The sequence below is a fragment of the Haloprofundus salinisoli genome, assembly GCF_020097815.1.
GTDB classification, from domain to species: Archaea; Halobacteriota; Halobacteria; order Halobacteriales; family Haloferacaceae; genus Haloprofundus; species Haloprofundus salinisoli.
On sequence record NZ_CP083663.1, the window covers coordinates 1,822,765 to 1,848,253 of the forward strand.

The 25,489-nt window shown below is 65.6% G+C and carries 26 protein-coding genes and 1 tRNA gene; 22 read left to right on the plus strand and 5 right to left on the minus strand.

Annotation, left to right across the window (positions count from 1 at the left end; genetic code table 11):
- Nucleotides 1-293 precede the first annotated feature (293 nt).
- From trmY to yqeC, 12 genes are all read left to right on the plus strand, one after another.
- Nucleotides 294-890 (plus strand): tRNA (pseudouridine(54)-N(1))-methyltransferase TrmY, encoded by a 597-nt coding sequence (gene trmY / locus LAQ73_RS09625; RefSeq protein ID WP_224268072.1) that lies wholly within the window; start codon nt 294-296, stop codon nt 888-890.
- Nucleotides 890-1,261 (plus strand): CHY zinc finger protein, encoded by a 372-nt coding sequence (locus LAQ73_RS09630; protein WP_224268073.1) that lies wholly within the window; start codon nt 890-892, stop codon nt 1,259-1,261. The genes trmY and LAQ73_RS09630 overlap by 1 nt, the downstream gene beginning before the upstream one ends.
- 57 nt (nt 1,262-1,318) lie before the next feature.
- A tRNA-Pro gene (locus LAQ73_RS09635) sits at nt 1,319-1,391 on the plus strand.
- A 299-nt stretch (nt 1,392-1,690) separates the two neighbouring features.
- On the plus strand, nt 1,691-2,905 hold the full coding sequence (locus LAQ73_RS09640; RefSeq protein WP_224268074.1) for a carboxylate--amine ligase: 1,215 nt from the start codon (nt 1,691-1,693) through the stop codon (nt 2,903-2,905).
- Nucleotides 2,906-3,081: 176 nt separating this feature from the next.
- Nucleotides 3,082-4,419, plus strand: coding sequence for an arylsulfotransferase family protein (locus LAQ73_RS09645; RefSeq protein WP_224268075.1), 1,338 nt, complete (start codon nt 3,082-3,084; stop codon nt 4,417-4,419).
- Between the two features lie 50 nt (nt 4,420-4,469).
- Nucleotides 4,470-5,051: an NUDIX hydrolase gene (locus LAQ73_RS09650; protein WP_224268076.1), complete on the plus strand. Its 582-nt coding sequence runs from the start codon at nt 4,470-4,472 to the stop codon at nt 5,049-5,051.
- Nucleotides 5,052-5,134: 83 nt separating this feature from the next.
- Entirely contained in the window at nt 5,135-6,667 is a 1,533-nt protein-coding gene (gene tgtA, locus LAQ73_RS09655; protein ID WP_224268077.1) for a tRNA guanosine(15) transglycosylase TgtA, read from the plus strand.
- A gap of 104 nt (nt 6,668-6,771) precedes the next feature.
- Nucleotides 6,772-8,529 carry an archaeosine synthase subunit alpha gene (gene arcS, locus LAQ73_RS09660; RefSeq protein WP_224268078.1) on the plus strand — a complete coding sequence of 586 codons (1,758 nt, stop codon included), beginning with the start codon at nt 6,772-6,774 and terminating at the stop codon, nt 8,527-8,529.
- Nucleotides 8,530-8,868: 339 nt separating this feature from the next.
- A complete protein-coding gene (locus tag LAQ73_RS17625; protein WP_255634750.1) occupies nt 8,869-9,003 on the plus strand; it encodes a hypothetical protein in 135 nt (44 codons plus the stop codon).
- Nucleotides 8,984-9,538, plus strand: a complete 555-nt coding sequence (locus LAQ73_RS09665; RefSeq protein ID WP_224268079.1) for a hypothetical protein — start codon at nt 8,984-8,986, stop codon at nt 9,536-9,538. The genes LAQ73_RS17625 and LAQ73_RS09665 overlap by 20 nt, the downstream gene beginning before the upstream one ends.
- Before the next feature lie 122 nt (nt 9,539-9,660).
- Nucleotides 9,661-10,047: a DUF7971 family protein gene (locus LAQ73_RS09670; RefSeq protein WP_224268080.1), complete on the plus strand. Its 387-nt coding sequence runs from the start codon at nt 9,661-9,663 to the stop codon at nt 10,045-10,047.
- 6 nt (nt 10,048-10,053) lie between these two features.
- Nucleotides 10,054-10,800, plus strand: a complete 747-nt coding sequence (yqeC, locus tag LAQ73_RS09675) for a selenium cofactor biosynthesis protein YqeC (protein ID WP_224268081.1) — start codon at nt 10,054-10,056, stop codon at nt 10,798-10,800.
- Between the two features lie 27 nt (nt 10,801-10,827).
- On the opposite strand, the gene LAQ73_RS09680 is transcribed toward yqeC, so the two are convergent.
- Nucleotides 10,828-11,817: a hypothetical protein gene (locus tag LAQ73_RS09680; protein WP_224268082.1), complete on the minus strand. Its 990-nt coding sequence runs from the start codon at nt 11,815-11,817 to the stop codon at nt 10,828-10,830.
- Between the two features lie 72 nt (nt 11,818-11,889).
- Nucleotides 11,890-12,507, minus strand: a complete 618-nt coding sequence (mobA, locus tag LAQ73_RS09685; RefSeq protein WP_224268083.1) for a molybdenum cofactor guanylyltransferase — start codon at nt 12,505-12,507, stop codon at nt 11,890-11,892.
- Nucleotides 12,508-12,635: 128 nt separating this feature from the next.
- Here mobA and LAQ73_RS09690 point away from each other — a divergent pair, with 128 nt between their 5' ends.
- The 5 genes from LAQ73_RS09690 to LAQ73_RS09710 all read left to right on the plus strand — a co-directional run bounded on the left by LAQ73_RS09690 (nt 12,636) and on the right by LAQ73_RS09710 (nt 16,147).
- Complete coding sequence (locus LAQ73_RS09690) at nt 12,636-14,477, plus strand: aldehyde ferredoxin oxidoreductase family protein (RefSeq protein WP_224268084.1); 1,842 nt, start codon at nt 12,636-12,638, stop codon at nt 14,475-14,477.
- On the plus strand, nt 14,467-15,258 hold the full coding sequence (locus tag LAQ73_RS09695) for a DUF7124 domain-containing protein (protein ID WP_224268085.1): 792 nt from the start codon (nt 14,467-14,469) through the stop codon (nt 15,256-15,258). Before LAQ73_RS09690 ends, LAQ73_RS09695 begins: the two co-directional genes overlap by 11 nt.
- 139 nt (nt 15,259-15,397) lie before the next feature.
- Entirely contained in the window at nt 15,398-15,664 is a 267-nt protein-coding gene (locus LAQ73_RS09700; RefSeq protein WP_224268086.1) for a hypothetical protein, read from the plus strand.
- Between the two features lies 1 nt (nt 15,665).
- Nucleotides 15,666-15,812 (plus strand): hypothetical protein, encoded by a 147-nt coding sequence (locus tag LAQ73_RS09705; protein ID WP_224268087.1) that lies wholly within the window; start codon nt 15,666-15,668, stop codon nt 15,810-15,812.
- Entirely contained in the window at nt 15,809-16,147 is a 339-nt protein-coding gene (locus LAQ73_RS09710) for a hypothetical protein (protein WP_224268088.1), read from the plus strand. Before LAQ73_RS09705 ends, LAQ73_RS09710 begins: the two co-directional genes overlap by 4 nt.
- 301 nt (nt 16,148-16,448) lie before the next feature.
- Here LAQ73_RS09710 and LAQ73_RS09715 read toward each other — a convergent pair whose 3' ends face one another.
- Nucleotides 16,449-17,684 carry a DUF7405 family protein gene (locus LAQ73_RS09715; protein WP_224268089.1) on the minus strand — a complete coding sequence of 412 codons (1,236 nt, stop codon included), beginning with the start codon at nt 17,682-17,684 and terminating at the stop codon, nt 16,449-16,451.
- A gap of 130 nt (nt 17,685-17,814) precedes the next feature.
- Between LAQ73_RS09715 and LAQ73_RS09720 the strand changes: the two genes are divergently transcribed.
- The 3 genes from LAQ73_RS09720 to LAQ73_RS09730 are packed head-to-tail and all read left to right on the plus strand — an operon-like array spanning nt 17,815 to nt 18,474.
- The gene (locus tag LAQ73_RS09720; RefSeq protein WP_224268090.1) at nt 17,815-17,967 is read left to right on the plus strand and encodes a hypothetical protein; all 153 of its coding nucleotides are present in this window, start codon (nt 17,815-17,817) and stop codon (nt 17,965-17,967) included.
- Entirely contained in the window at nt 17,964-18,245 is a 282-nt protein-coding gene (locus LAQ73_RS09725) for a hypothetical protein (RefSeq protein ID WP_224268091.1), read from the plus strand. The genes LAQ73_RS09720 and LAQ73_RS09725 overlap by 4 nt, the downstream gene beginning before the upstream one ends.
- Entirely contained in the window at nt 18,238-18,474 is a 237-nt protein-coding gene (locus LAQ73_RS09730; protein ID WP_224268092.1) for a hypothetical protein, read from the plus strand. Before LAQ73_RS09725 ends, LAQ73_RS09730 begins: the two co-directional genes overlap by 8 nt.
- Nucleotides 18,475-18,690: 216 nt before the next feature.
- Here the strand turns inward: LAQ73_RS09730 and LAQ73_RS09735 are convergent, their stop codons facing one another.
- A complete protein-coding gene (locus LAQ73_RS09735) occupies nt 18,691-19,320 on the minus strand; it encodes a TorD/DmsD family molecular chaperone (protein WP_224268093.1) in 630 nt (209 codons plus the stop codon).
- A complete protein-coding gene (locus LAQ73_RS09740; RefSeq protein ID WP_224268094.1) occupies nt 19,320-21,446 on the minus strand; it encodes a hydrogenase iron-sulfur subunit in 2,127 nt (708 codons plus the stop codon). The genes LAQ73_RS09735 and LAQ73_RS09740 overlap by 1 nt, the downstream gene beginning before the upstream one ends.
- Nucleotides 21,447-21,752: 306 nt before the next feature.
- Here LAQ73_RS09740 and LAQ73_RS09745 point away from each other — a divergent pair, with 306 nt between their 5' ends.
- Nucleotides 21,753-21,923, plus strand: coding sequence for a hypothetical protein (locus LAQ73_RS09745; protein ID WP_224268095.1), 171 nt, complete (start codon nt 21,753-21,755; stop codon nt 21,921-21,923).
- Between the two features lie 370 nt (nt 21,924-22,293).
- Complete coding sequence (locus LAQ73_RS09750) at nt 22,294-25,488, plus strand: formate dehydrogenase subunit alpha (protein ID WP_224268096.1); 3,195 nt, start codon at nt 22,294-22,296, stop codon at nt 25,486-25,488.
- Nucleotide 25,489: the final 1 nt, after the last annotated feature.

Consider the following 25,489-nt stretch of genomic DNA (forward strand, 5'->3'; position numbering starts at 1 on the left):
TATTCTAAATGGTTCTACAGGTTGCCTCTTTTCGACTCTCGTTCGGTTGTTTCCCCCGAGTTACCGGCATTGTAACCGTTGATTGAACCGAAGCAAGGCGATGTTCCGACCGAACGGTGACTACTAATCGGGTTGTAGGCCGAAAAATTCAACCACAGTTGTTTGTGGGCCCATCGAGCCACGGCCCGGGCAGGGGCGAGACCCGCAGGCGAGATCCGCCGACGAACACCGGGGAACGACAGCGCCACGCGGCGAGTAGACAGACCCAAGGCGACTCCGCCGTCACCTCCGGTATGCGTCAGTTCGTCATTATCGGGCACGACGCCCCCACGACCTCGGAGTTCTCGCTGGACGACATCGCCGGCGGCGCGGGTCGTCTTGACGTCCTCTGTCGGTGCGTCAACTCCGCGTTCTTCCTCTCGCACGCGATCCGTGAGGACGTCCGGACCCACCTCGTCCTCGGCGACGAGTACACGGTTCGCTTCGAGGGCTCCGAACTCCGGCGGTTGAATCCCGACGAGCGGAGCACCGCGGCGTTGATTCGGAAGGCGCTCGACGCACGCGAGGAAGCTATCGGACACATGCCCGCCGAGAGCAGCCCGGGCGTCTCGCTCTACCGTATGGGGTTCGAGGCGACGCTCGACGCCGTCGCCGCCGAGTCGACGGTGATGCAACTCCACGAGGGCGGCACCCCCGTCGTCGACGTCGACCCGCCCGAAAACCCCGCGTTCGTCCTCTCGGATCACCACGACTTCACCGACGAGGAGGCGTCGCTTCTCGACGCCGTCGCGGACGAACGCGTGCGTCTCGGACCGAGAGTCCTCCACGCCGACCACGCCATCACCGTGGCGCACAGCTACCTCGACACCGAGGGCTACTCCCGATACTGATGCCCCCGAGACGAGACGGTGCCGGGGGCAGCGAGCTCGACGACCGGTTCGACGTCCCCCTCCGCGGCGTCGGCGTCGACGCCGAGACGCGGTGCGAGCACTACGACACCGACCAGGACGTCATCGCTATCGAGTTCCCGTGCTGCGGCGTTTACCACCCGTGTTTCGAGTGCCACGAAGCGCTCGCAGACCACGACCCGCGGCGGTGGCCCGCCGACCAGTTCGACGAACCCGCGGTGCTGTGTGGCGTCTGCGGAGAACGTCTCTCGGTCGCGGCGTACCTCGACTCCGACCACACCTGCCCCGCCTGTGCGGCGGCGTTCAACCCTGGGTGTGCCTCGCATGCGCACCTGTACTTCGACACGGAGTGACGCGGTTTTCCCTTCTTTCGCAACCCTTAAACATCGCCCCGGGCAACTCAGTCGTGCGGGCCGGTGGGGTAGCTTGGTATCCTTCGGCCTTCGGGTGGCCGTAACCGCAGTTCGAATCTGCGCCGGCCCACTTCTCCCGCATTTCGTACCGACGAACCTGCACAGTTCGGTTAACCACCGGATAGGCGTGTTTTTGGTGTACTTTCGATTTCGTTAGGACGCTCATACGTTCCACAGGGAGTGTCTGTCGTCGTTCAGTCGGTCTGACACCGACGAGGAGAGTCGAAACGCCCGTGTCTGACGGGGTCACCCAACCTCTGGAAAATCTCGAACAAAGCAGGTGTTTAGAGATGAGTAATTGAGTAATGTTGGGCGTACCAGGTGAAAATCAACAATACATTAATGTTTTTTAGAATTGAATGGGAGAATATGGACGAAGGCTGTGGGACGAAGGAATCGGCGTTGATTCCCACCGGACTCGGACCGTCGCGTACGTATCCGACGATACGGTCGCTCGGACGTCGGGGGATCAACACCATCGTCGCGTCGGAGCACGACAACCCACCGGTGTTCGCCTCTCGGCACTGCGGGGAGCGCCTCTCGGTCCCGGCCCCGGAGGTCGACCTCGTCGGTTACAAAAACGCCCTTCTGGGTCTCGCGTCGCGGCCGGACGTTCGGACCATCGTCCCGTCACGCGAAGAGGACGCGTACGTCCTCTCGCGCTACAGAGACGAGTTCGACGAAGTCGTCGACATGGTCGTGCCCTCGTTCGAGGTGCTCCAACGTTCGCAGGACAGGCTTCAGTTGACCGCCGCCGCGGAGAAAGCGGGCGTGCCGGTGCCGGAGACGCGACTGCTCAGCGAGGTGGACGACTGGGAGCCCGAACTGATCATCAAATCCCGGTACAACCTCCTCGCGGACGGCTACGTCGACGGGTACGCGCCGGAGGAATCCTCGAAAGTCAAGAGCATCAAACATCTCTCGCCGGGCGAACATCCCGACGTCGACGCCATCCTCGAGGAGATGGAACACGACCCCATCGTCCAGGAGTACGTGGCGAGCTCCGACGAGTACATGTTCGCCGGACTGTACGACCACGGCGAACCGCTGGCGACGTTCCAGCACCGCCAGATTCGGGGCGACTCCTACGTCGGCGGCGGCGGCGTCTACCGGAAGTCCGTCTACATCGAGGAGCTCGAACAGGTGGCGAACGACCTGCTGAGCCAGCTCGACTGGCACGGCCTCGCGTGCGTGGAGTATATGCGTGACGCCGAGACCGGCGAGTTCAAACTTACCGAGATAAACCCGCGAATGTGGCAGTCGCTCCCGGCGACGGTCCACGCGGGCGCGGACTTCCCGTACTACTACTGGCAGGCGGCGACCGGCCAAGCCGACCGTATCGACCCGGGATACGACATCGACAGCGGGAGTCACTCGCTCCGGGGCGAGCTCGGCTACGTACTCAGCCTCTTTCGAGACGAGTCCCCGCACGTGGAACGACCGTCGCTCGGCGCGACGGCCAGAGAGCTGCTCTCGTCGTTCTGCGAGGACCCGTATTTCGACTACACGCACGTCGACGACCTCGGCCTGTTCGTCAGCGGTGCGAACCGGATGCTCCGAAACCGACTCCGAAGCTCCGGCTGAGCGTCGAACGCGCCGCCGGGCCACAACGTAGCCCGTGACGGATGCGAACCGCCTCGCCGCTCTCCGGCGTCGTCCTCCCGCGGGACGAGCGACGATAATCGACACGCCGAACACGGGACTCCCACGCCGCTGCCCGAACGTTCATCGTGATCCCCGCAACAGATATCTGTACTTCGATGGTTACGAAACGCACGAGTGCCACCCTCGTTCTCGCGGGTGTCGCACTCTTCGTCGGGATGGTCGTCGTCAGCGCCGCTACTGCACCGACGATCGGCGCGACGCAGAGTCACGACAGCAGTTCGAACGAGACGGTACGGACCCTGGTCGGTTCGCAGGGCGGCGGACCGGGCCTGCACGACTACGGCAGCGTCTACCTGCTCGAAGACGGGGAGGTCGCTTGGCGACTCGACGACGCAGACAGCTACTTCGACGTGACGATGCTCGACAACGGGAGCGTCATGGCGGGCTTCATGGACAGCGGATACACCGATTGCGGCCCCTACGAGTCGCCGTGTACCCACACCGGCTTCCGAATCATCGACCCCGGCGAGAGTCCGGAAGTCGTCAGCGAGTTCAGTTTTCCCGTGCGCACGCGCGCGAACAGTGAAGTCCACGACGTCGAACTGCTCCCCTCCGGCGAGTTCCTCGTCAGCGACATGGAGTACGAACGCATCATGACCGTCCGGGGCGGCGAGATAACGTGGCAGTGGAACGCCAGCAGCATCTACACGGACGGTCCCGACGACCCGACGCGCGAGGACTGGCTCCACATCAACGACGTCGACCACCTCGGCGACGACCGCTACCTCGTCTCGGTCCGCAACGCGAACCAACTGGTCATCGTCGAACGCGGCGAGGGCGTCGTCGAGATAATCAACGAGGACCCGAACCCCGAGGATGGCCGCGTCGGCGACCCGTCGGTGCTGAACCGCCAGCACAACCCGCAGTGGTTGAACAAGAACACGATACTCGTCGCCGACTCCGAGAACGGTCGCGTCGTCGAACTCCAGCGCGGCGACGGCGACGTCTCCGCGAGCAACGGGAGCGGAGGCTCGTCGCGAGCGGAGCGAAGTGACGGCGAGTGGACCGTCGGGTGGGAGCTCTCCGAAGCCGAGGGCGTCGCCTTCGCGTGGCCGCGAGACGCCGACCGCCTCGAAAACGGCAACACGCTCATCACCGACTCCGCGAACCAGCGCATCGTCGAGGTCAACGAGTCCGGCGAGACCGTCTGGAGCGTCCGGACGCAGTACATCCCCTACGAGGCCGAGCGTCTCCCCGAGGGCGAAACGGTCGGCGGACAGCCGTACAGTACCGATGCGGGCAGTCCCGCCGGCGTCGCCTCCGGCGACGTCCCCGGCATCTCGTTTCTCCTGCAGGTGCTCCGCACCAGCATGCCGCTTCCGTTCTGGGTAACCGAACTACACCTCGTCGTCACGCTGGTCTCTCTGGGCCTCGTGTCCGCCGGTCTCGGGACGGCGGCCCGTTCGGCGTTCGCGGCGCGGCGACGCAACTGAGCGCGCTTGCCGACCGGACGATTTTTCGACTCGCCGCCGAACCACGAGACGTGAACGACGACGACGCAGACGCCGGCACCGCCCACGACCCGGACCGCCTCGAATGGGAGACGACGGACTCCCGAATCGACTACTCCTGTCCGGGGTTCGACATCCGCATGGACGACGTCCGCCTGCCCGACGGGACGAAGACGGAGTTCCACTACGTCGACGAACCGCCCGCCGTCGTGATTCTCCCCTTTACCCCCGACGGCGACGTCGTGCTCGTAGAGGAGTGGCGGCAGGCGGTCGACCACGTCAACCGCGGGCTCCCGGCGGGCGGCACCGAACCCGAAGACGACAACCTGACGACCGCCGCGCGCCGCGAGCTCGCAGAGGAGACGGGGTACGAAGCCCAGTCGATGGAGCGATTCTACGTTGCCGAGCCCGCAAACGGCATCGCCAACTCGGTCCACCACTACTTCGTCGCCCGCGGCTGCGAACCGTCCGCCGAGCAGGAACTGGATTTCAACGAGAGCATCCGTCCGACGAGGATGGGTTACGAGGAGCTTCTGGCGGCCGTCGTCGACAACGAGATTCGAGACGGCCGCACGTCGCTCGGCGTGTTGCAATACGAACTCGCGCGTCCGTAGCCGCTACCGTCGGCGCTCGCGGGCCGCGTCTGTGGACGCCGGAACGCAACTCTTACCGACACGCCGCCGAAACGCGGCGATATATGCGCGACTGTTTCGAGCAGCGGCAGGGTGACACGGCCGGACGCATCGGCCAACTCACCGTGCCGCGCGCCGGGGTGACCGTCGAGACGCCGGCGCTTCTTCCCGTCGTCAACCCCAACGTCCAGACGATTCCGCCCGCCCGACTCGAATCCGAGTTCGGCGCGGAGATTCTCATCACCAACTCCTACATCATCCGCAAGACCGCGGACCTCCGCGAACGGGCGCTTGACGTGGGTCTCCACGAGATGCTCGGCTTCTCGGGTGCGATCATGACCGACTCGGGGTCGTTCCAGTTGGCCGAGTACGGCGACATCGACGTGACGACGACCGAGATTCTGCAGTTCCAGAGGGATATCGGGTCGGACATCGGCACGCCCGTCGACGTCCCGACGCCGCCGGACGTTCCCCGCGAACAGGTCGAAGACGAACTCGAACTCACGGAACAAGCACTCGCTGACGCCGAGGCGTTCGACGCGGGCGAGATGCTCGTCAACGCGCCCGTCCAGGGATCGACGTACCCCGACCTCAGAGAGCGCGCCGCCCGTCACGCCGACGCGACGACGCTCGACGTGTTCCCCGTCGGGGCGGTCGTTCCGCTGATGAACGCCTACCGCTACGACGACATGGTCGACGCCGTCGCCGCCGCCAAGCGGGGCCTCGGGGCGGACTGCCCGGTCCACCTCTTCGGCGCGGGCCACCCGATGATGTTCGCGCTCGCCGTCGCCATGGGCTGTGACCTCTTCGACTCCGCCGCCTACGCGCTGTACGCCCGCGACGGCCGCTATCTCACCGTCCGCGGCACCGAACATCTCGAAGAGCTCGACTACTTCCCGTGTTCGTGTCCGGTCTGTTCGTCGCACACGCCCGACGAGGTCCGAAACGCCAGCGACGCCGACACCGAGCGACTGCTCGCCGAGCACAACCTCCACGTGACGTTCGCGGAGATCCGCCGCATCAAGCAGGCCGTTCGCGCGGGCAACCTCCTCGAACTCGTCGAAGTCCGCGCCCGGGGTCACCCGGCGATGCTCGACGGCTACCGCGCGCTTCTCGACCACGCCGACCAGTTAGAGGAGTCCGACCCCGCCGCGAAAGGGTCGTTCTTCCACGTCTCCCACGAGAGCGCGAAGCGACCCGAAGTTCGTCGACACCACCGTCGTCTGGCCCGCCTGGACCTCGCGGAGTACGGCGACGTGCTGCTGACCGAGGGCGGGACGCCCTCCGAGAGCGAGTACGACGCCGTCTGGAAGGTCGTCCCCCCCTTCGGCCCGTTCCCGGGCGCGCTCTCGGATACGTACCCGCTGAACGCACAGGTCCCGAGCCGACTCGACGACGCGGCCCGGCGAGCGGCCGCCGAGGGCGTCGCGGCGCTCGTCGCCGAGAATCCCGAGGTGTCGTTCACGCTCGCCCACGACGACTGGACCGCCGCGGCGCTCGAAACGGTCCCCGAGTCGGTGACGCTCGAACCGCTGTCTGGCGTCGTCGGCGACGAGTCGACCCTATCCGGCGACGAAACGGCTGAACTCGACGATTGAGGCCGGGGGACTCCGTCTCGGTCCGGTCCGAGCGACGGGGGTGACGCACCGCGGCTCTGACCCGACAAAGCAAGATAGTTCACGCTCCGCCGCAGAGGGCGACTATGACCGACTACTTCGAGGTGCACGCCCGCGACGGGGCCGCTCGCCTCGGCGAACTCCGTCTCTCGGAGCCGCGCACCACGCCCGCGCTCGTCGACGACGTCGTCGAGGACGCCGGAAGCCTCTGGGCCGCCGAACGCGACGCCCCCGAGGGCGACGAGAACCGCCTGACCGTCCTCCCGCACCGCGGTTTTCCGGCGGGGACCCGCGAGGAAGTCAAGGAGTCGTTCGCCGTCGACTACCCCGATACCGACTATCCGAGCGCGGCCGTCGTCGCCGCCGACGCCGCCCGCGACGTGGGCGCGGACGCGTACATCCTCTCGGACGCTCACGGCTTCGTCGGGCACGCGGCCGCGTTCAAGGACGCCGTCATCGAGGCACACGAGTCGCTTCCGGCCGATACCGCGCTCTACCTCTCGGGCGTCGCCACGCCGACGAACGCCGCGACGCTCGCGTACGCGGGCGTCGACCTCGTCGACGCCAAGCGCGCTCGGGTGAAGGGGTTCGAGGGCAAGTACCTCACGAGCGACGCCGAGTTCTTCCTCGAAGATCTCGACGAGCTCCCCTGCGCCTGTTCGGCCTGCCTCGGCGGCGTCGACGACTTCTCCCGCGAGGACTGCGCCGCACACAACGTGAACGCGCTGAGGGCGGAACTCGCGACGGTTCGTCGCCGCATCCGCGACGGCCGACTCCGCGACTACGTCGAGGGACAGGCGCGCCACGACGTGTGGCTCACGGCGGCGTTCCGCGAGTTCGACCAGCAGTACGGCTACCTGGAGGAACGAACGCCGGTCATCCGGAACTCGGAGCTCACGGCGGCGACCGAAGATTCGCTTCGCCGCGTCGAGATTCAGCGCTTCGCCGAGCGGGTGACGACCAGATACCGGAATCGCTTCGACACGCCGCTCGTGCTCGTCCCGTGTTCGGCCCGGAAGCCGTATAGCGAGTCCCAGAGCCACGGCCAGTACCACGACGCCGTCCAGTTCCGCGCCCACCAGGTGTCGATGACGTCGCCCATCGGCGTCGTCCCGCAGGAACTCGAACTCACCTACCCGGCCCAGCACTACGACTCCGTCGTGACGGGCCGGTGGTCCGAGGACGAAAAGCGATTCGTCACGGAGGTGCTGCGGCGCTATCTCCAGCGCAACGAGTACCCGCGCGTCGTCGCGCACGTCCCGCCGGAGGGCTACCGAGACATCGTCGAACGCGTCGAGAAAGCGGTAGAGATGCCGTTCGAGTACACCGTCGAAGACCACCCGACGACGACCGAGTCGCTGGCGAATCTGGCGTCGACGCTGTCGAGCGAACCCAAGTACCGAAAGCGCGAGCGCGAGCACAACACGGTGCAAGCCATCGCCGACTACCAGTTCGGCGACGGGGCGGGCGACGCGCTGTTCGCGGACGTCGACATCAAGATGACGAGTCGCTATCCGAAACTGCAGGTCAGAGACGGAGACGGCGAGCAGTTGGCGACGATGGTGCCGCAGTACGGCGTCCTCTCGTTCACGCTCGAGGGCGCACGGGTCTGGGACACCTCCGACGCGCCGACGAAGCGCATCGAGATCGACCGGTTCGTCCCGCACGGCAGCGTCCTCGCACCCGGCGTCGTCGACGCCGACGAGGAGATTCGCCCCGGCGACGAGGTGGTCGTCGAGGGACCGAAGGCGTTCGCCGTCGCCCGCGCCGAGATGTCGGGGCCGGAGATGGCCGAATCCACACGCGGTGTCGCCGCCGAAGTCCGACACGTCGAAGAGAAGTAGCGACCGTTCACGACCGTTCACATCGAAATCGGTCCCCAGGAATTCGTCGCTCAGACGCCCTCAATCCACCAAATTTCGACAGAACCCACGAAATGTAAGATTTCTCGGAAACGGTCACGAACTCGTACTCGTTCGTGGCTCGCCGCGAATCAGTCCCCCGGCGGCATCTCAACGGGCAAATCGACGCTTGCGGGTGGTTTTATCGGTGCATAAGAGCGGCCAACTGTCTATTTATCAGGTGGACGGTTGTAGCTATTTATTCGAGCCTGTGCTGTACGATTCATCCGTCGGGTCACGGACACCGGAACCGGGCCTCCGGACCGGGCCGACGCACGAGCCATGTCAACGATCCAAATCCACGGCAGCGATCTCCACAAGCAGGGTACCGTTTCGAGTCGTCCCGCGGGGGCGACCGCGCCGACCGCAGCGGTGCGTACCTACGGGGTGATCGAAGATGGTCGCTACGACCACTGACATCATCGTTCCGAACGGCTGGATGTGCGAGACGCTCTCGGACGACGAAGTGAAGTTCGTCCCCGAGCGATGGCGGCTCTCGCTGCACGCCGTTCGGCTCCCGAACAGAGAGTGGGAGCTGTACTGTCGTGAGAGCGCGGGCGAGGCGACGAGCACCACGACTCTCGGCTTCACGCAGACCCGCTCGTCTGCTATCGCGGCGTTCGTCGAGGCGATGGAGTGGATAAACACCGCCGCCGACCCGAAACAACGCGAGTACGAGGTGACCGAGATTCCGGTGCGCATCGCCGCGCTGGCCGACCATCTGACCGCCCGCTCCGACGTCCTCGAATGCGAGACGTGGGGGCAGACGCGCGGACAACCGTCGGACGTCGCGGGGAGCGACGGGTCGGGCGGTTCTCGCCGCCACCTGCCCCCGGCGGGCAGCGGGTCTCGATGCACGGCCGACGACATCTGGGAGTCGCTGGCGGACCACCGATTCCGTCGCACCCTGCGCGACGGCAGTCAGAACGCGCCGAACTCCTCGACGGGGTGAGGCCTGACGACCGCCCGAACTCGGGCACCGCGCCCGATACCCTCCCGTTCGACGACAGTTGGGAGGTCTGAAACGATGGCCGACAAGCCAGCTTTTTAGACGCGGCCGCTCGACTCCGAGCCATGGAGCACGTTTCACTCGGCGTCCCGCGTCGCATCCTCGACTCACTGCCGGACGACAGCGACGCCGCCGCCCAGGACATGCAACGCGCGGTCGACGGTATCGAGTCACGCATCAACCGCGCTATCGATCAGGCAGCGGACGAAGCCGAGGCCGCCGAGTACGTCACCGACTCGCTCGAACGACTGGAGTCGCAGCTCGAACGCTACGACGAGTTCGTCCCCGAACTGCGCGCGTGGGGTCAATCGCCCATCTACGCCATCGCGTGGCGAAACCTCCACGCCGACTTGATGCTTCAACTGTACGAGATCGACTGGCTGACCGAGCAGATCGACCGCGAGCGGAACCACCGTCTCGTCGAGGACGGCATCCGCTTCGGGAAGCGATAGCGGCCCATGCAGCTCGCCGACGCACTCGCCGCGCGGGAGGGGATGAGCTGCGTCGTCGGCGCGGGCGGCAAGAAGACGACGATGTACGCCCTCGCGTCGCGTCTCGACCGGGCCGTCGTCACCGCGTCAGTCCGCATCCCGATACCGTCGCTCGAAGAGAACGTCGAAGAAGTCGTCGTCACCGACGACCCGCTCGCCGCCCTCGAAGAAGCGGCGCCCGACGACTTTCCGCTCGGCCTCGTTCCCGGTCAGGCCGACGAAATACGGTATCACGGCTACGAGAACGAACTCCTCGATAGCCTCGCCGCGGCACACGACGGACCGGTGCTCGTGAAAGCCGACGGCGCGCGGATGCGCGATTTCAAAGCCCCGAGCGACCGCGAACCGCAGATTCCCGACGAGACGGCGACGGTGCTCCCCATCGCCAGTGCGCACGTCGTCGGCGAACCCCTAGACGAGAAGCTGGTGCACCGACCCGAGCGAGTCGCCGAAATTACCGGCATCAACGTGGGTGACACGATTACGGCCGAAACGGTTGCGGCCGTGCTCGCCAGCGACGACGGGGGGTTGAAGCGAGTTCCCGAAGAAGCGACTGCGGTTCCGGTCGTGAACAAAGTCGACACCGAGGCCGATGTGGCGGCCGCCCGGGACGTCGCGGAGACGGTGCTGGAGCGCGCTGGTGATCGGGTCGCGCGGGTGGTGCTCACTCGATTACTCGACGAGGAGCGTCCGGTCGTCGACGTGGTGGAGTAGTCCCGCCGAAGACGACTGTTCGACGGGCTACGACGCGCTCTCGTTCGACGCGTCGTCTTCTCGACTCTCGAAGGCGCTCTCGTTCAGGTAGAGACTCGTCCAGTGGACCGTATCGTCGTACCGGACGAGGTACGACCCGCTGACGCGCCCGTTCTGTCCGCCTTCGACGGGGTCCTGCGGCCGGAACCGGTCGACGAGCGAGACGAGCGCGTCCGGTGGCGACTCGTCGTGCGGGACCGTGTATCCGTGCTCGGACTCGACCGCCTCATCGACGACGGACCGCTCGGCCGACGAGAGCCCCGACAGCGAGAACTCGTGCGACTCGCGGACTTCTCGGCCGTACGCCGCGGCGTCTTCCATGACAGTCTCGGCCGTGTACCGGTACGTCTTCAGTTCGACCTCGTGCGAACCGTTCACGCTGAACCGTGCCCGTTCGCCGTTTTCCCAGACGATGACCGTGCGCTCGGGTTCCGGGACGAGCGCCGACGCATCGCGCTGCTCGTCGGTGTAGACGAGTCCCGTCCCGATGCCGATTATCTCGCCCTCGTCGAAGCCGCGGGCGGCGAACACCTCGCGGTCGGCCGCCGGTAGGTCGCCGAACTGAACGATATCGTCCTCTTCGACCGCTCCTTGTACGATGTCGATGAGGACGGAGTACGCTGTCGCGTGTCGGCGATTCTCGACTGTCTGGGCGAGCCGATAGACGCTCCCGTCGTAGACGGCCAGCACGTCGGCCGGAATCTCCGGTTCGGTCCCCTCGGTCGTCGTCGGCCCGTTCTCGACGACATCGGCGACGAAGCGGTGCTGTGGGGCGTCCAGCGGCCCGAGTTCGTAGGTGGTTCGTTCGGCAACATCGATGTCGCCGACGGCGGTCATATCGACGCTGGCGGTCGGCGCGTAGGCGACCGCTGGTTGTCCGTTTCCGCTCATTACGTCGGTTCCGGGGAGGGTGGCGCACCCACCGAGCGCAGCGGGGAGGAGAGCGGCGGCGGACGCGAGGAACTGGCGGCATCGCATGCTCTCACCGCCTCGCGGGTCGGTAATAAAAGTCACTCCTGTGACGTCTCTCGGCGAACCCTCGGACTCGGGCTACTCTCCCGCCAACTCCGCGGCCGCTTTCTCGAACTCCTCGCGCGTGTTCAGGTTCTCGAACGTTCGCAAGCTCCCGTGCTCAGAAACTTCCGACTCGTCGACGACGACGTAGTCCAACTCGAACAGCGGATCGATAATCTTCCGCGCGCCCGTTTCGAGCGCCGCGTCGCAGGCGTCGGCCATCGCGTCCGCCCGGTAGACGGCGTGCGTCGTCTGAAACCACTCGTCATCTAATCGCGGCACGGCGGCGTCGTGGCCCTCGGCGCGTTCGAACAGGTACGAGACGACATCGGGGTCGACAAAGGGCATGTCGCAAGCGACGACGACGGCGTACTCGCCGGAGACGGCCCGAAGACCGGTTCGGATCCCCGACATCGGCCCCTCGTCGGGCGTCTCGTCCTCGGCGGCGGAGACCGGATGTGGATATCCCTCGAACGCGTCGCGTATCGCCGCGCGCTGGTCGGCGCGGCAGTTCACCACGAGAGAGTCGACGACGCCCGCGAGTCGGTCGCCGACGCGGCGAATCATCGGCGTACCCGCGAGGTCGGCGGTCGCTTTGTCCGCGTCGCCGAAGCGGGTCGAACGACCGCCGGCGACGATGACTGCCGTGCGCATGTGTGGCGGTTCGAGACGACGGAGCATGCTTCTTGCGCCGGTACGCGCCGCGTCCGTCAACCGCCTCCCGCCGTCTAGCCGACCGCCCCGCCAACGCTTATTGCCGTGAGGAATCATTTATAAATCAGATGACGACTCCCACGCGCGACGCCGTGCTGCGGGTGGACCTCTCGGCGGAGACCGTCGAGAGAGAGCGCGTCCCCGAGGAGTGGCGACGCGACTACCTCGGCGGGAAGGGGTTGGGCGCGCGCTACCTCTACGCCGACCTCGCCCCCGGCGTCGACCCGCTGGGGCCCGACAATCTGCTCTCCTTCATGCTCGGCCCGCTGTCGGCGTATCTCCCGGGTGAGACGCGCTACGCGGCGGTGACGAAGTCGCCGCTCACCGGCGGCTTTCTCGACTCCTACAGCGGCGGGTCGTTCCCTGAATGCCTCGCAGGGTCGCTCGGCGACTGTCTCGGACTTCTGGTCACCGGCCGCGCCGAGAGACCGGTGACGCTCGTCGTCGAAGACGGAACGGCGACGATAGAGCCCGCCGACGAGCTGTGGGGCCGCGACACCGTCGAGACGGACGCGGCATTTCCCGACGCCGCCGTCGCCTGCATCGGGCCGGCCGGCGAGTCCGAAGTCGCCTACGCCACCGTCGCCTCCGACGGCGGCGACCACCACGCCGGACGCGGCGGCGCGGGGGCGGTTATGGGTTCGAAGCGACTGAAAGCCGTCGTCGCCCGCGGCGACGCCCCCGAGGTGCCGTCCGCGCTCCGCGACCTGCGCGAGCGGTACGAACGCCAGTACGAGAACCACGATACGGGCCGCTGGCAGGCCGCGGGCGAGACCTTAGAGAGCGTCGACTTCGCCAACGAGGTCGGCGTCCTCGCCACCGAAGGTTGGCAGCGCGGCCAGTTCGACTCGGCCGAGAACATCGGCATCGAGGCGGCGCGCGAGGCTGCGGTCGGACGCGAACGCGACACCGAGACCGCCCCCGGTGGCTTTCGCGTCCGGACCGAAGACGGCGAGAGCGTCCCGCGGGGGGCCGCGCCGATGACGCTCGGGGCGGGACTCGGCGTCGAGGAGTTCGACGCCGTCGCGGCGCTCGGCGAGACCTGCGACCGGCTCGGCGTCGACGTGATAAGCGCCGGGAACGCCGTCGCGTGGGCCATCCGCGCCGCCGCCGCCGACCTCGTCGAGACCGACGCCCGCTTCGGCGACGACGAGGCGGCCCGCCGACTGCTCGCCGCAATCGCCTCGCGCGACGGCGAACTGGCCGACGCGCTCGCAGACGGCGTCGCCGAAGCCGCGGCGCGCTACGGCGGCGACGGGTTCGTCCCGACAGTCAAGTCGATGGAACTGCCGTCGTACGACCCGCGCGGCGCGGTCGGGATGGCACTGGCGTACGCGACGAGCGACCGGGGTGCCTGCCACCGCCGCGCTAGACCGGTCGAACGCGAGGTGTTCGAGGCGTGGGACGACGCGGACGTGGTCGACGCCGTCGCGGGCGCACAGATCGTTCGCTCGGTGCTCTGGAGCCTCGTCGCCGACGACTTCGTCGGCGAGACGATGTGGGACGACCTCGGTGCGGCGTGGTTGGACGCGGTCGGACTGCCCCACGACGCCGACGAACTGACCCGAACCGGCGAGCGCATCTGGACGCTCGTCCGCCTCTTCAACGTCCGCGAGGGGTTCGACCGGAGCGACGACGCGCTCCCGGAGACGCTTCGTCGCCCGCTCTCGGAGGGCCCGGCCGCCGGACGCGCCATCGACCCCGAAGCGTTCGAACGCCTGCTCGACGCCTACTACGCCACCCGCGGGTGGGGCCCCGACGGCCACCCGACCCAGGCGACAGTCGAGCGACTCGGCCTCGGAGGCGTCGTCGACGACGCGACGACACTGGCCGAAGAGGCGGCGACGGCGAACCCGGAGCGCGAGACGACCGCGATCACCGACGACCGACACGACAGAGATGACAGATAGCATCGACCTCGACGAACTGGACGTATCGACCGACAGCGACGCGGAGAAACCGAACCGGGGCGACTGGTTCTGGATGGGCGAAGGCGACCCTGACGACGAAGCTGACGCCGCCGACGCGGGCGACGACTCCGACGAGTCACCCGACTCGTCCAGTTCGGCCGGCGACGACGTCACCGCCTCGGTGAACTCGGACGCCGATACCGGGGCCGACCACCGCGCCATCCCGCGCGTGCCACGTACTAACGACGGCAGTCCGGTCGGTATCCCCATCGAGGGTGGCGGCGCGGGCGGCGCGGCGATGGGGAGCGCCAGTGACCAGGAAGCTGACACCGACGCGGACGCGGAACCGGAACCTACGGGGCCGCACGGCAGCGGCCCCTCCGAGATGACGATGGCGCTGACGTACGAAGCAGTGAAACGACTGGAGAATCCGGCGGCCGCCTTCGCCGACGCCGAAGGGTGGACCGACTGGTTGGGCATCGTCGGCGACGTGGACGCCCACGTCATCACCAAGTTCCAGCGCGAGTCCGTCGTCGACGTCGACTTCTTCAACGGCACCGGCACCGGTCCCGCGGAGCGCCTCGCCGGTATCGACGGTCACTCGATGTTCTTCGCCGAGCGCATGGCCGTCGTCGGCGTCGCGGGCGTCGACGAGTACATCGCCGAGGACAGCGGGTGGGAGTTCGTCCCGCTGTCGACGGCAGCCGAGAAGGCCGGGTGGTCGCTGGCCGACGAGCCCAGTGACCCCCGAGCGGACGGCGGCGACGGCTCAGGTACGTAGCCGAAACCGAGACCACGGCTGTGCCAGCGCTGAGACGGCCACGCTAACCCCGAGACGGAAGTCGAATCGACGCCGAAACTCGGTGTCCTCTGTGGCTGTACGTAAATTTTTGTGACCTCGACACGCACTAGCATGTAGCATGACTCTCAGAAACAGCTTCCGCCAATCCTGGGTGCTCACGTTCGGCATCATCGCCGCGATGGCGTGGTTGACACTCACCGCGATACGGGTGTTCTCGCTCATCGAGTCGCCGCTGGCGTGGACGACACCGACCATCGGCGCGGGCGCGATGGGGGGTCTCGTCGGTATCGTCGTGATGGCCGTCTTCGTCGGCGTCCTCTTGGTACTGTTCGGCGAACTCGGCGAGTCAGACCCCGCACCGAGCGCGTGGCCGCCGGAGAAGTGAGATGACGCAGTTCGAGTGTACCGAGTGCGGTCAACTCGGCCGGTTCGGCCGCTTCGACGAGTCGACGCTGACGATGCGCTGTCCGGTCTGTGAGGAGCAGACGGTCTGGACCGTCGCGTTCGCCGACGAAGGAGGGGTGTCCTTTTGACGCTCGTCGTCCCGATCAGCGAGCGATTCCGCGAGGCGTCCGAGGAGTGGGCCGACACGCGCCTCATGGACCCTGAAGACGCCCTCGAAGTGAAAGCAGAACAGGCGCTCCTGGAGGTTGAACACCTCGTCTCGGGCGCGCACGAAGTCGAGTTCGCGGTCGAAGACGGCGAACTTCGCTACGAACCCAGCGACGAGTTGGCCGCGTTGCTCTCCTCGCACGCGGAGCGAGCGGGCGTCGACGAGGCGACGGTGCTCGGCCTCCACGTCGACCTGTTCGCCCGCGTCTTCCTCGACGACGCCGCCAAGCGGCCCTCGAACGCGCCGCCGAAGTGAACGTCTCGTCGGAGCTCACCGGAGCGGCACTGCTCCGTACACGACCTATTATGACGGCACATTGCGAGGCGTTCGCACATAGCGAAGAAGGACAGCGGGTGGCGACCGACCGCGGCGATGGACGAGTACAAGGGCTACGCCACGTGGGGGTACGAGACCGGCCCCAGGAGATAAACCAGGGCGAAGTCGACGGCGAACCGGTGTTCTCACGGGAACCGAAGGAGAAACTCGGTCTTCGACGACGACGTCGAACCGACGGAGTGACGCGGGCGGCGGCCGACGACTACTTTTCTGCGAGGGCTCACAGAAGCGGGAACGAGCGGTCGTTTCGCGCGGGGACGTAGAAGTTCGCCCGCGAGGTGACGCGGATGAAGTTGAGGATGCCGTTATGTTCGCGGTCGGTTATCGACGAACTGTCGTCGCGGACGTACCAACCGTTCATCGCCTTCCGCGTCCGCCGGAAGTCGTCGAGTTTCCGCTGGAAGGCGACGAAGTGGACGCCCGGCTTCCCGCCGTCGACGGTGTTGAAGTCGCGCCGGAGCACCAGCGGTTCGTCGGTGTCGTCGCGGCGGACCTGCGCGACTTTCTCGTGGTGACCGACGACGTCGTAGTCGCGGGCGTGTTCGCGGACTCGGTCTGAGAACGGCACGTCGTCGGTGAAGTTCGCCACGTCGTCTTCGGTGAACTCGGGCGAGAACATCCGTCGGATTCGCTCTCTCCCGTTCAGCGTCCCGTACCAGTCGCGGAGGTTCACGGTCAGCCGACTGAGGTGCATCGTCGTTCCGTCGGCGAACCGTCCGTCGGGGATGGCGACGCTCCCCTCTCTGGGTTGGGTGCGCTTGCGCCCCGAGAAGAAGCCCATGAACATCTGTTCCTCGCCGGTCAGCGCGTCTGCGGGGATACCCTCTGCGTCGGCGTGTTCGGCCGGGAGGCCCTCGCCGAGGAACCCGGTTCGGCGTCCGCGGACGCCGAACACGTCGCCGAGGCGTTGGTCGACGGACTCGCCTTCGAGTCGGTTCCGGGAGCCGAACAGCGCGTTATCGGCCGCCGCGAGGTTCGAGGGGATGTCGCTCTCCAAGACGAGCGCGGCGTCGAACGACTGGAGGTTCGGTTTATCGGTCCGCGACAGCACCTGCGGCGGCGAGATGGGGACACGCGAGAGTTCACCGATGCGCTCAAAGTAGTTCGTCCCCCACGCGAGGGTGTGAAACAGTCCCTCGTGGTCCCAGTCGTACGCCGCTTCGAGCGTCCGCATCGCTCGCTCGACGGTCCGCGCGTCCTCGACTGACGGCTCTCGCTGGAGGTCCAAAAGCAGGATGCGCCGATAGCGCGCCTGCAGGTGGTTTCCCGCGTCGTCGGTCGGTAGGTACTCGGTCTGGGCGAACTGGCGGTCCGGGAGGCGGTCGCTTCGCGGGTTGGCAGCGAGTCCGTCGACGCCCGGGCCGGTCGCCGGGTCAAGGAGGCGACTACAGCCCGAGAGTCCGACAGTTCCTGTCGCAACCGCGATACGACTGAGCGCGGTGCGTCGTGAAACCACGGCGTCTGTGTAGCTCAATGCTGCCGGTCGCAAAAATTCTGTCTGTCCATTCGGCGTACTGTCACGTCGTCGGTTCGAAACTCCCACCGACCGTACATTTATTCGGCCGCTCGCACAACTCTCGATAACGATGCTTCCGACACCGCTCCACGTCCAGGGCGCGACCGGCCTCAACGGCCCGATTTCGCTGGAGGTCGCGCTTGTCTCGCTCGGGTTCGGAGCCGTCGTCCTCGGGTTCGTCGCGTACGACGCCTACCGCGCGTACGGGGAGTACGACTCGTGAGCGGCGCTTCCCGGTCAGCGACCGGCGTCGCGCCGAGCGCAGAGCGCACGCTCTACTACCTCCGGGCGACGGTGTACCTCCTCGCGTCGCTTCTGTGCTTTTCGCTGCTCGTCGTCGGTACCGTCGCGGTCATCGCCGAACTAAAAGGGACCTGGCACTGGGCGATACACCTCGAATCGACTATCAGCTACATGGGCCTCTTCGTCGCGGCGCTGATGGTACCGCTCGTGCCGCTCACGGCGGCGCTTTTCGTCTCTCGGTGGTGGTTCGATGCGTGACCGCTACGTCACCGTGCTCCGCCGGTTCGCCGTCGTCTCCGTCGTCGGACTCGTCCTATCTGTGTTGGGTGTCGCCGTCGTCGCCATGGTCGCCGAGTCGTACGCGACCTGGGAGTGGTATTTCCGGATGGAACAGGCGATGAGCCTGCTGATGCCGGCGACGATGGCGTTTCTCGGCCTCGCCCTTGTCTCGGGGTTCGGCGTCGTCTACGCGGCCGACCGACGCTGACCGGTTCGCGCAAAACGGACCTTCGAAGGGCGATTCCCAATCTGTTATGGAATCAGGTTTTCTATAGGTGAAGGCTTACCCCGATTCGATTGTCAGCACCTTCCGCTCTGCGGATCTGATGGGGGGCGGAGTCTCAGCAAGTCGTTCTTGTGCTCGACTCGCTGGCTGACAATCGGTACTTTCCGACGTCTCGAATCACTCCGAGCGACGCGAGTCTCATCTGACCATCTGCGCGACCAGTTCGTCCTCGAACTCGACGACACCCGCGAAGACGAGCGCCGCCGCCCGGAACAGGGGTTCTTCCGTCTCGTCGAGCACGTCGTCGACGAACGCCTCGTGCCACGACGTGAGATGCTCGTCGAGGAAGACGCGTTCGTAGCCGAACGCCTCCTCGGCTCCGTGGTACTGTCGTTCGACGAGATAGCGAAGAAAGGCGAGTTCGACAGCGATGAAGTCGTTCTCTTCGCCGTACTCCTCGGGCGGTTTCCACCCGGCGGCGGCGTAACTGGCTTCGACTTTCGCCAACCCCTCGCCGATGAAGCTGGTATCCTCGCGGTAGTACGTTTCGTGCGCCAGGACGGGCGGGCGCGGTCCGACGAACACGCGCGTGTACTCTCGCGCCAGTTCGTCTCGAACCGCTGCCGTGTCACGGCCCTCGTTGTCGGCGACGAACTGCCGGAGCAGGTCGAACCCCGCGTCCAACGACTCGTTCACCTTCGCGTCCGGCAACTGGAGGCCGTCGCCGAGCAGGTCCGCTAGAAACGCCTCGTCGGGCACGTCCCAGAACACCTCGGCGACGAAGTCCAACAGTTCGAGGCGGGCGTCGTAGACGGCAGCGTCGTCCATCACCGACCACCTCCGTGCTCGAATAGCAGTCCGGCGCGACAGTCGCCGCAGTAATCGAAGACGCTCGCTTCGGCGTTCGGCGCGATTCCTTCGACGACGTCGCCGACCTCGCCTTTCACCTTCTCGATGGAACCCATACTGGCGAACGGCTTGCCGCAGCGGACGCACTCGGCCATCTGGCCCTCGAACACCGTCTCCCAGCGCTCACCGTCGGTGCGCTCGGGGAGTCGAGAGAGGTCCAGACCCGTCTCGATGGTGATGGCCGTCTCCGGACAGCCCTCCTCGCAGAGTCCGCAGTTGACGCAGTCCTCGTGACTGAACTGCAGGTCGCCGTCGGTCGTCCGCCGGATGGCATCGGTCGGACAGAGCGTCGAACAGGTCGGCGTGAGGTTGCACGCCTCGCTCACCTCCATCAGACCGAACGCCTCCAAGCCCCGAATCACGTCCCGGTTGGGGTCGGTGCGGTCGACGATCGATCGAACGCTCTCGAGCGCCCAGTCGTGGGTGTTGAACGCCGGATTCGGCTTGTCGTCGCGGACGACGCCCGTCGCGCGGTGTTCGCCCGCCGAAATCGGCGTCTCCGAGAGGCCGTCGACGAACGCGCTCACGTCGTCGACGAACGACTCGTGGTCGTCCGGGTCGGGTGCGAAGAAACTGACGCGCTCGTCGAGACCGAGGTCGGTCGTCGCGCGGTTCAGCCGTTCCACGAGTTCGGCCTTCGGGTCCGGTCCGGAGTGCAGACAGCTCTCGCCGCACCCGACGATGGCGACGCCGTCGGCCCCCGCGGCGAGCGCGTGGAGGACGTGCGCTTCGCCGACGGTGTCGGTGCAGTTCACCGAGACGGGGAGAATCGGGGGATAGGTGAATTCGGTGCCGCTGGCGGCGCGCCGACCGTAGGCGCGGAGCGCGTCGGCGGCGCGTTCCGAGCAGACGAACGCGACGACCGGCGTCTCGATGCCCTGCTTCCCTCGGCTGAACAACCAGCCGCTGCCCTGTTCTTCGACGTCCAAAAGCGCCTCCACCTCGCGGGCGAGGCGCTCGTTCGAGGGTTCGCGGAGCATCGTCGCGCCCGTCGGGCAGGCGCTCGTACACGCCCCGCAGTCCTGACACGCCACTTCGTCGAACTCGACGGAGTCGACGGTCGGTCGCCGGACCGCGTCGTGCGGGCAGGCATCGGTGCAAGCGGTACAGCCCTGCTGGCTCGACTCGCCGGCCGCGCAGACGTCGAGTTCGAGGTCCAGATGCTTCGGCTTCGTGACGCCGCCGAGGAGACTCTCGACGGCAGCGACGGTTCCGGCGTCGACGGGGCCGGTGTAGAAGCCGAGTCGGCCGCCCCGCGCGACGGATGGCGAGTCGGTAGAGACCACCTGGTCAGCGTCGACGGTTCGCTCGACGCCCGAGCGGTCGATGGCGTCGGTCGGGCAGCACTCCTCCCACTCGCCGCCGGGGGCGTCGGGATCGATGTCGACGGGGTAGCGCGTCAGCATCCCGTCGGGACCCTCCTTTACGCACTTCATGCAGGAGACGCAGTCCTCTGTCACTTCGGACCTGAGCGTGAGTTCGAAGCCGCCGAACTCGCCCTCGACAGCGACGACGCGCCCGCGCTCGACGGTCACGTTCGACAGGTCGGCGTCGACGTCATGGAAGTCGCGGCCGTCGGCGACGAGCGTCACCTCGGCGGAGTCTGCGAGCGCGGCGGCCGTCTCGGCGTCGCCGACGACGACGACGGCGTCACCCGCCTCGCCGGTGACGGTGCGGGTCGCCGCCTCGTGTTCGAGTCCGGCGCGGCGCGCGTTCAGCAGCCGGGAGGTCTTGTCGGTGGCCGCGTCGCGTTCGTGGACCCAGCCCGCGCCCGCGCGGTGGTCGACGAACGAGGTGGCCTCCGGGTGGAGTCCCTTCTCTTCGGCGAGTGCGCGGAAGCGTCGCTGGCAGCCCGAATCCGGGGCGGTAACGAGTAACTGGTCGAGTTCGTACTCGTCGACGAGCTGCGCCATCGCGGGGAGGCCGTCCTCACAGAGTAGCGTCGAACTGGCGACGATGTCCACGTCACGGACGCCGTCTCGCGTTCGTTCGAGGTCGATGTCGCAGGCGTCGCCGCAGGAGCACACAAAGGCGCCGACGTTCATACTCGTGTGATAGCTTACCACACGTGAAAGCCTTTGCGCGCCGACAAGATTCAAAAGAAAGGAAATATCTCTGCAGGGAGATAGTTGACAGAAGAACTCAGTGGTTTGTGGAACGTCCTTGAGCCAACCACGGTGGTCATGGTGGCCGCAGTCGGAGTCCGCCGACCGCTCGTTGAGCCGCGAGTGAACTACCCCACCCTACTCGCTCGCTACGTTCGCTCCTTGATCTTTGAAGTCGGAGGCTCCACCTTGAATTACGCTGAAAGACGGGGTAACGCCTAAACCACTGGCGGCCTATGTTAAACTATGACACACAAAGACAGCGGTTGGCGACCGAGTGTCGGAACCCAGACGTACGCCGGATTCGAGCTCTGGGATCACGGCTCTGCCCCGCACAAAATCAACGACGCCCAAGTCGACGGTGACATCGAATTCGACTGGGAGGAAATCGAGCGAGCGGTTCGGTCGAGAGAGTAGCTCCTCTCAACACCTAATCGACTCTTTGCTAGCGGATCACCGCTTAGCCTACGGCGAGCGGTCCAAGTGTTCCCGTGAGACCACGATTCAAAGGCGGTCTGAGTCGGTCCCTTCGGAGTTCAGTTCGCCAACGGTACCGAAACGCGTCACCGAACCGTATATTAGCGAGTTCTACCGTTTTCGCCATTTCTTCATGCCGCCATCTGCTTCGTGCATTTTCTATTACTGGAGAGATTAATAGATGGAACGATAACATCTGGCGACTGTATCCCAGTTCCACCATAACACTCATTATTAAACATGCTGGATATTTGAGCATGTGCATAGCTAACAGCGGACAATCACCGCAGTTGAAAGATAGGTGGAGATCATGAGTTCGGAACCCGTTTCGCTGGATCTCGACCGTCGGTCGTTCATGAAGGCTAGCGCGCTCGCCGGCGCACTCGCGTTGGGAGGGAGCGCAACAGGCCAGGTGCTCGCTCAGAGCGAAAGTGACGAAGAGGGTGGAGCAGATACGGAAGGGGAACTTGTAAAGACGATTTGTAACTTCTGCGCCGTCGGCTGCGGGTTCAAAGGCGAGCGGAAGGGCAACGCGTTCGTCGGCCAGGAACCGTGGTTCGAACACCCAGTCAACAACGGTTCGCTCTGTTCGAAAGGTGCAGCGATTTACGGCAGTGAACACTCGCCGAAACGACTGAAACACCCCCTGAAACTCGAAGAGGGCGAGTGGAAGAAGATTTCGTGGGGCGAAGCAATGGGCGAGATTGGCGACGAACTCCTGCGTATCCGCGACGAGTACGGCCCGGATAGTGTCATGTGGCTCGGAAGCGCCCACCACGCTAACGAGGAGGCGTACGCCTTCCGTAAACTCGCCGCGCTTTTCGGAACGAACAACGTCGACCACCAAGCGCGCATCTGCCACTCCACGACCGTCGCCGGTCTCGCAAACACGTGGGGCTACGGTGCGATGACGAACACGATAAATGACTACCGGAACTACGACCTCGACATCATCATCGGGCAGAACCCCGCCGAGGCTCACCCAATCGCGATGCAACACATCCTCGAGGGTCAGAGACGCGGCGGCACGATCGTCTCGGTCGACGCCCGGTACACGAAGACGTCGGCACACGCTGACCACTTCTACCGTATCCGTCCCGGTACGGACGTTGCGCTGATGATGGGGATCATCCGCTACCTCCGCGAGCAGGGCGAACTCGATCAGCAGATGATCAACGACCGAGTCCAAGGGTGGCCCGACGTCGACGCCAAACTCGACAGATACGACCTCGACACGGTCGAAGACATCACTTGGGTGAGCAAGGATGACATCCAGGAACTCGGCGACCTCATCATCGAGAACAAGCCGAACGTCCAAATCGAGTGGGCGATGGGCGGAACCCAGCACAACAACGGGACCCAGAACATCCGTTCGTACGCGCTGACGAGCCTCGGGTCGGGCTGTGCGGCCCGCAGCGGCGGCGGATTGCAGGTAATGCGCGGCCACTCGAACGTCCAGGGCGCGACCGACCTCGGCCCGAACAGCCACATCCTTCCGGGGTACTACTCCAATGACTCGCCGGGGTCGTGGGCTTACTGGACCGACGTCTGGAACGAGAGCCCGTGGACCAGCGGGAGCATCTCCATGTCAGAGATGTACGATCGTTTCGAGATGATGTCGAAGGAGAAGTACGAGGCGCAGGGCGGCTCCGAGTCCACCTTCGAGAACGAGGGCCTCGAGGTCAACAGCCGATCGATGATGCTCCAGAGCGGACTCACCGTCGCCCGGTGGTTCGAGGCAGCCCTCGACAAGAAGGACCGGCTGAACCAGTCCGAACTCTACCAGCCGAACAAGGTGAAGGCGGCCATCTACGACGGACACTCCACGAACTCCATCAGCGAGATGGACAAGCAGAAGAAGGCGTTGGAGAACCTCGACCTGCTGGTCGTCGTGGACATGTTCCCGTCGTTGGCGTCGGTGATGCACAACCGCGACGACGGCGTCATCCTATTACCGGCGTCGAGCCAGTACGAACACCACGGCACCGTTACCAACTCCCACCGCTCGGTGCAGTGGCGCAACCCCGTCCGGCCGCCGGGCCACAACTCCAAGACGGACATGGAGATTATCCAGCTGTTCGCCGACGCGCTCGGATTCGGCGAGCATTTCGACTGGGGCAGCGGCAACGGCCTGTTCAATGGGCGCTCCACCTACGAGGATGCGCTCCGCGAAATCAATCTCGGAGTGCGCACCATCGGCTATCAGCAGGACCCCGAGCGTCTCCAGCGCCAATACGAGTACGACTGGGCGTTCAGCACGGAAGACCTGAAGGTCGACAAGCCTGGGCTCCCGGTCAGCGGTGAGTACTGGCAGCTCCCGTGGCCGTGCTGGGGTGAAGGACATCCAGGTACGCCCATCATCTGGCGCGATGATATTGACCCGCGCGAGGGCGGCCAAGACTTCCGCGCCCGCTGGGGAACGAAAGCGCCGACGCCGCAAGAGTGGCAGAAGATGAGCGATGCAAAGGGCATTCAGAAAGAGTACCCGTTCAAGGAGACGGTGAAGCAGCAAGGCCAGAAAGGTCTGGACATGCTTCGAGCGCCGTACAAACCCGACTGGTACGGCGGCAAGGAGATAAAGGGCGTTCCGGAGTACCCCAACTTCTCCACTGCGTGGCCGAAGGATGTCGCGAATCCCGACTCGCTTTCGATTCCGTACGAGTACGCGCTTCGAGCGGACAAATCGCCCTATGATGCTGCGAAGGAGCTCAAGAAGCGCGGCGCCGACGTCAATCCGAAGGAGTACGAGCCGTACGACGTCAAGCAACCTGATCCACCGACCGGTCGAGGGCGTGCCCGCGGTGTCGCCTGGGACTTCTTGGACACCGTCCCCGTCCACCGCGAACCGGTCGAGAGTCCGCGCCCGGACCTGGTCGAAAAGTGGCCCGCGAACGGTCGGCAGACGAACTTCTATCGGGTCGACCAGAACAATGCGGAGGTCCAGAAACGAGCGACTACGGCGGCGCAAAAGCAGGGCATGAACATCATCATGACGACCGGACGCCAGGTCGAGCATCAGGGTGGTGGGTCTGAGTCGCGCTCGAACATTTTCCTGGCCGACCTTCAGCCGCACATGTACGCCGAAATTCATCCGAATCTGGCCGAGCAAATCGGCATCGACGGTGGCGACCTGGTCGTCGTTTCGACGACAGACCGGGGGTCTATCCTCGTGAAGGCGCGGGTAACCCATCGACCGAACGAGAAAGAGACGTTCCTGCCGTTCCACTGGGGTGGCGTCTACCACGGGAAGAGCCTAGAGGAGAAGTACCCCGACGGAATGGCACCGTTCGCCATCGGGGACAGCGTGAATATCATCACGTCTCGCGGGTACGACGTCGAGACCCAGATGCAGGAAACGAAGCCTGCGATGGTGAAAATCCAGAAGGCGACTACCGACCTACTCGAGAGGCTGAATATGGATACCGACCTCACGTTCCCGCAGGACCGTGATGGCGTCGGCCTGCAGAAAGATTTCGACGTCCGTGACTCGAAAACTGTTCAATGAG

What these genes read in the sequence shown, in the direction of transcription:
- trmY (WP_224268072.1), top strand. Translation starts at nt 294, where the DNA reads ATGCGTCAGTTCGTCATTATCGGGCACGACGCCCCCACGACCTCGGAG.
- LAQ73_RS09630 (WP_224268073.1), top strand. Translation starts at nt 890, where the DNA reads ATGCCCCCGAGACGAGACGGTGCCGGGGGCAGCGAGCTCGACGACCGG.
- LAQ73_RS09640 (WP_224268074.1), top strand. Translation starts at nt 1,691, where the DNA reads ATGGACGAAGGCTGTGGGACGAAGGAATCGGCGTTGATTCCCACCGGA.
- LAQ73_RS09645 (WP_224268075.1), top strand. Translation starts at nt 3,082, where the DNA reads ATGGTTACGAAACGCACGAGTGCCACCCTCGTTCTCGCGGGTGTCGCA.
- tgtA (WP_224268077.1), top strand. Translation starts at nt 5,135, where the DNA reads ATGCGCGACTGTTTCGAGCAGCGGCAGGGTGACACGGCCGGACGCATC.
- arcS (WP_224268078.1), top strand. Translation starts at nt 6,772, where the DNA reads ATGACCGACTACTTCGAGGTGCACGCCCGCGACGGGGCCGCTCGCCTC.
- LAQ73_RS17625 (WP_255634750.1), top strand. Translation starts at nt 8,869, where the DNA reads ATGTCAACGATCCAAATCCACGGCAGCGATCTCCACAAGCAGGGTACC.
- LAQ73_RS09665 (WP_224268079.1), top strand. Translation starts at nt 8,984, where the DNA reads ATGGTCGCTACGACCACTGACATCATCGTTCCGAACGGCTGGATGTGC.
- LAQ73_RS09670 (WP_224268080.1), top strand. Translation starts at nt 9,661, where the DNA reads ATGGAGCACGTTTCACTCGGCGTCCCGCGTCGCATCCTCGACTCACTG.
- yqeC (WP_224268081.1), top strand. Translation starts at nt 10,054, where the DNA reads ATGCAGCTCGCCGACGCACTCGCCGCGCGGGAGGGGATGAGCTGCGTC.
- LAQ73_RS09680 (WP_224268082.1), bottom strand. Translation starts at nt 11,817, where the DNA reads ATGCGATGCCGCCAGTTCCTCGCGTCCGCCGCCGCTCTCCTCCCCGCT.
- mobA (WP_224268083.1), bottom strand. Translation starts at nt 12,507, where the DNA reads ATGCGCACGGCAGTCATCGTCGCCGGCGGTCGTTCGACCCGCTTCGGC.
- LAQ73_RS09690 (WP_224268084.1), top strand. Translation starts at nt 12,636, where the DNA reads ATGACGACTCCCACGCGCGACGCCGTGCTGCGGGTGGACCTCTCGGCG.
- LAQ73_RS09695 (WP_224268085.1), top strand. Translation starts at nt 14,467, where the DNA reads ATGACAGATAGCATCGACCTCGACGAACTGGACGTATCGACCGACAGC.
- LAQ73_RS09700 (WP_224268086.1), top strand. Translation starts at nt 15,398, where the DNA reads ATGACTCTCAGAAACAGCTTCCGCCAATCCTGGGTGCTCACGTTCGGC.
- LAQ73_RS09705 (WP_224268087.1), top strand. Translation starts at nt 15,666, where the DNA reads ATGACGCAGTTCGAGTGTACCGAGTGCGGTCAACTCGGCCGGTTCGGC.
- LAQ73_RS09720 (WP_224268090.1), top strand. Translation starts at nt 17,815, where the DNA reads ATGCTTCCGACACCGCTCCACGTCCAGGGCGCGACCGGCCTCAACGGC.
- LAQ73_RS09730 (WP_224268092.1), top strand. Translation starts at nt 18,238, where the DNA reads ATGCGTGACCGCTACGTCACCGTGCTCCGCCGGTTCGCCGTCGTCTCC.
- LAQ73_RS09735 (WP_224268093.1), bottom strand. Translation starts at nt 19,320, where the DNA reads ATGGACGACGCTGCCGTCTACGACGCCCGCCTCGAACTGTTGGACTTC.
- LAQ73_RS09740 (WP_224268094.1), bottom strand. Translation starts at nt 21,446, where the DNA reads ATGAACGTCGGCGCCTTTGTGTGCTCCTGCGGCGACGCCTGCGACATC.
- LAQ73_RS09745 (WP_224268095.1), top strand. Translation starts at nt 21,753, where the DNA reads ATGACACACAAAGACAGCGGTTGGCGACCGAGTGTCGGAACCCAGACG.
- LAQ73_RS09750 (WP_224268096.1), top strand. Translation starts at nt 22,294, where the DNA reads ATGAGTTCGGAACCCGTTTCGCTGGATCTCGACCGTCGGTCGTTCATG.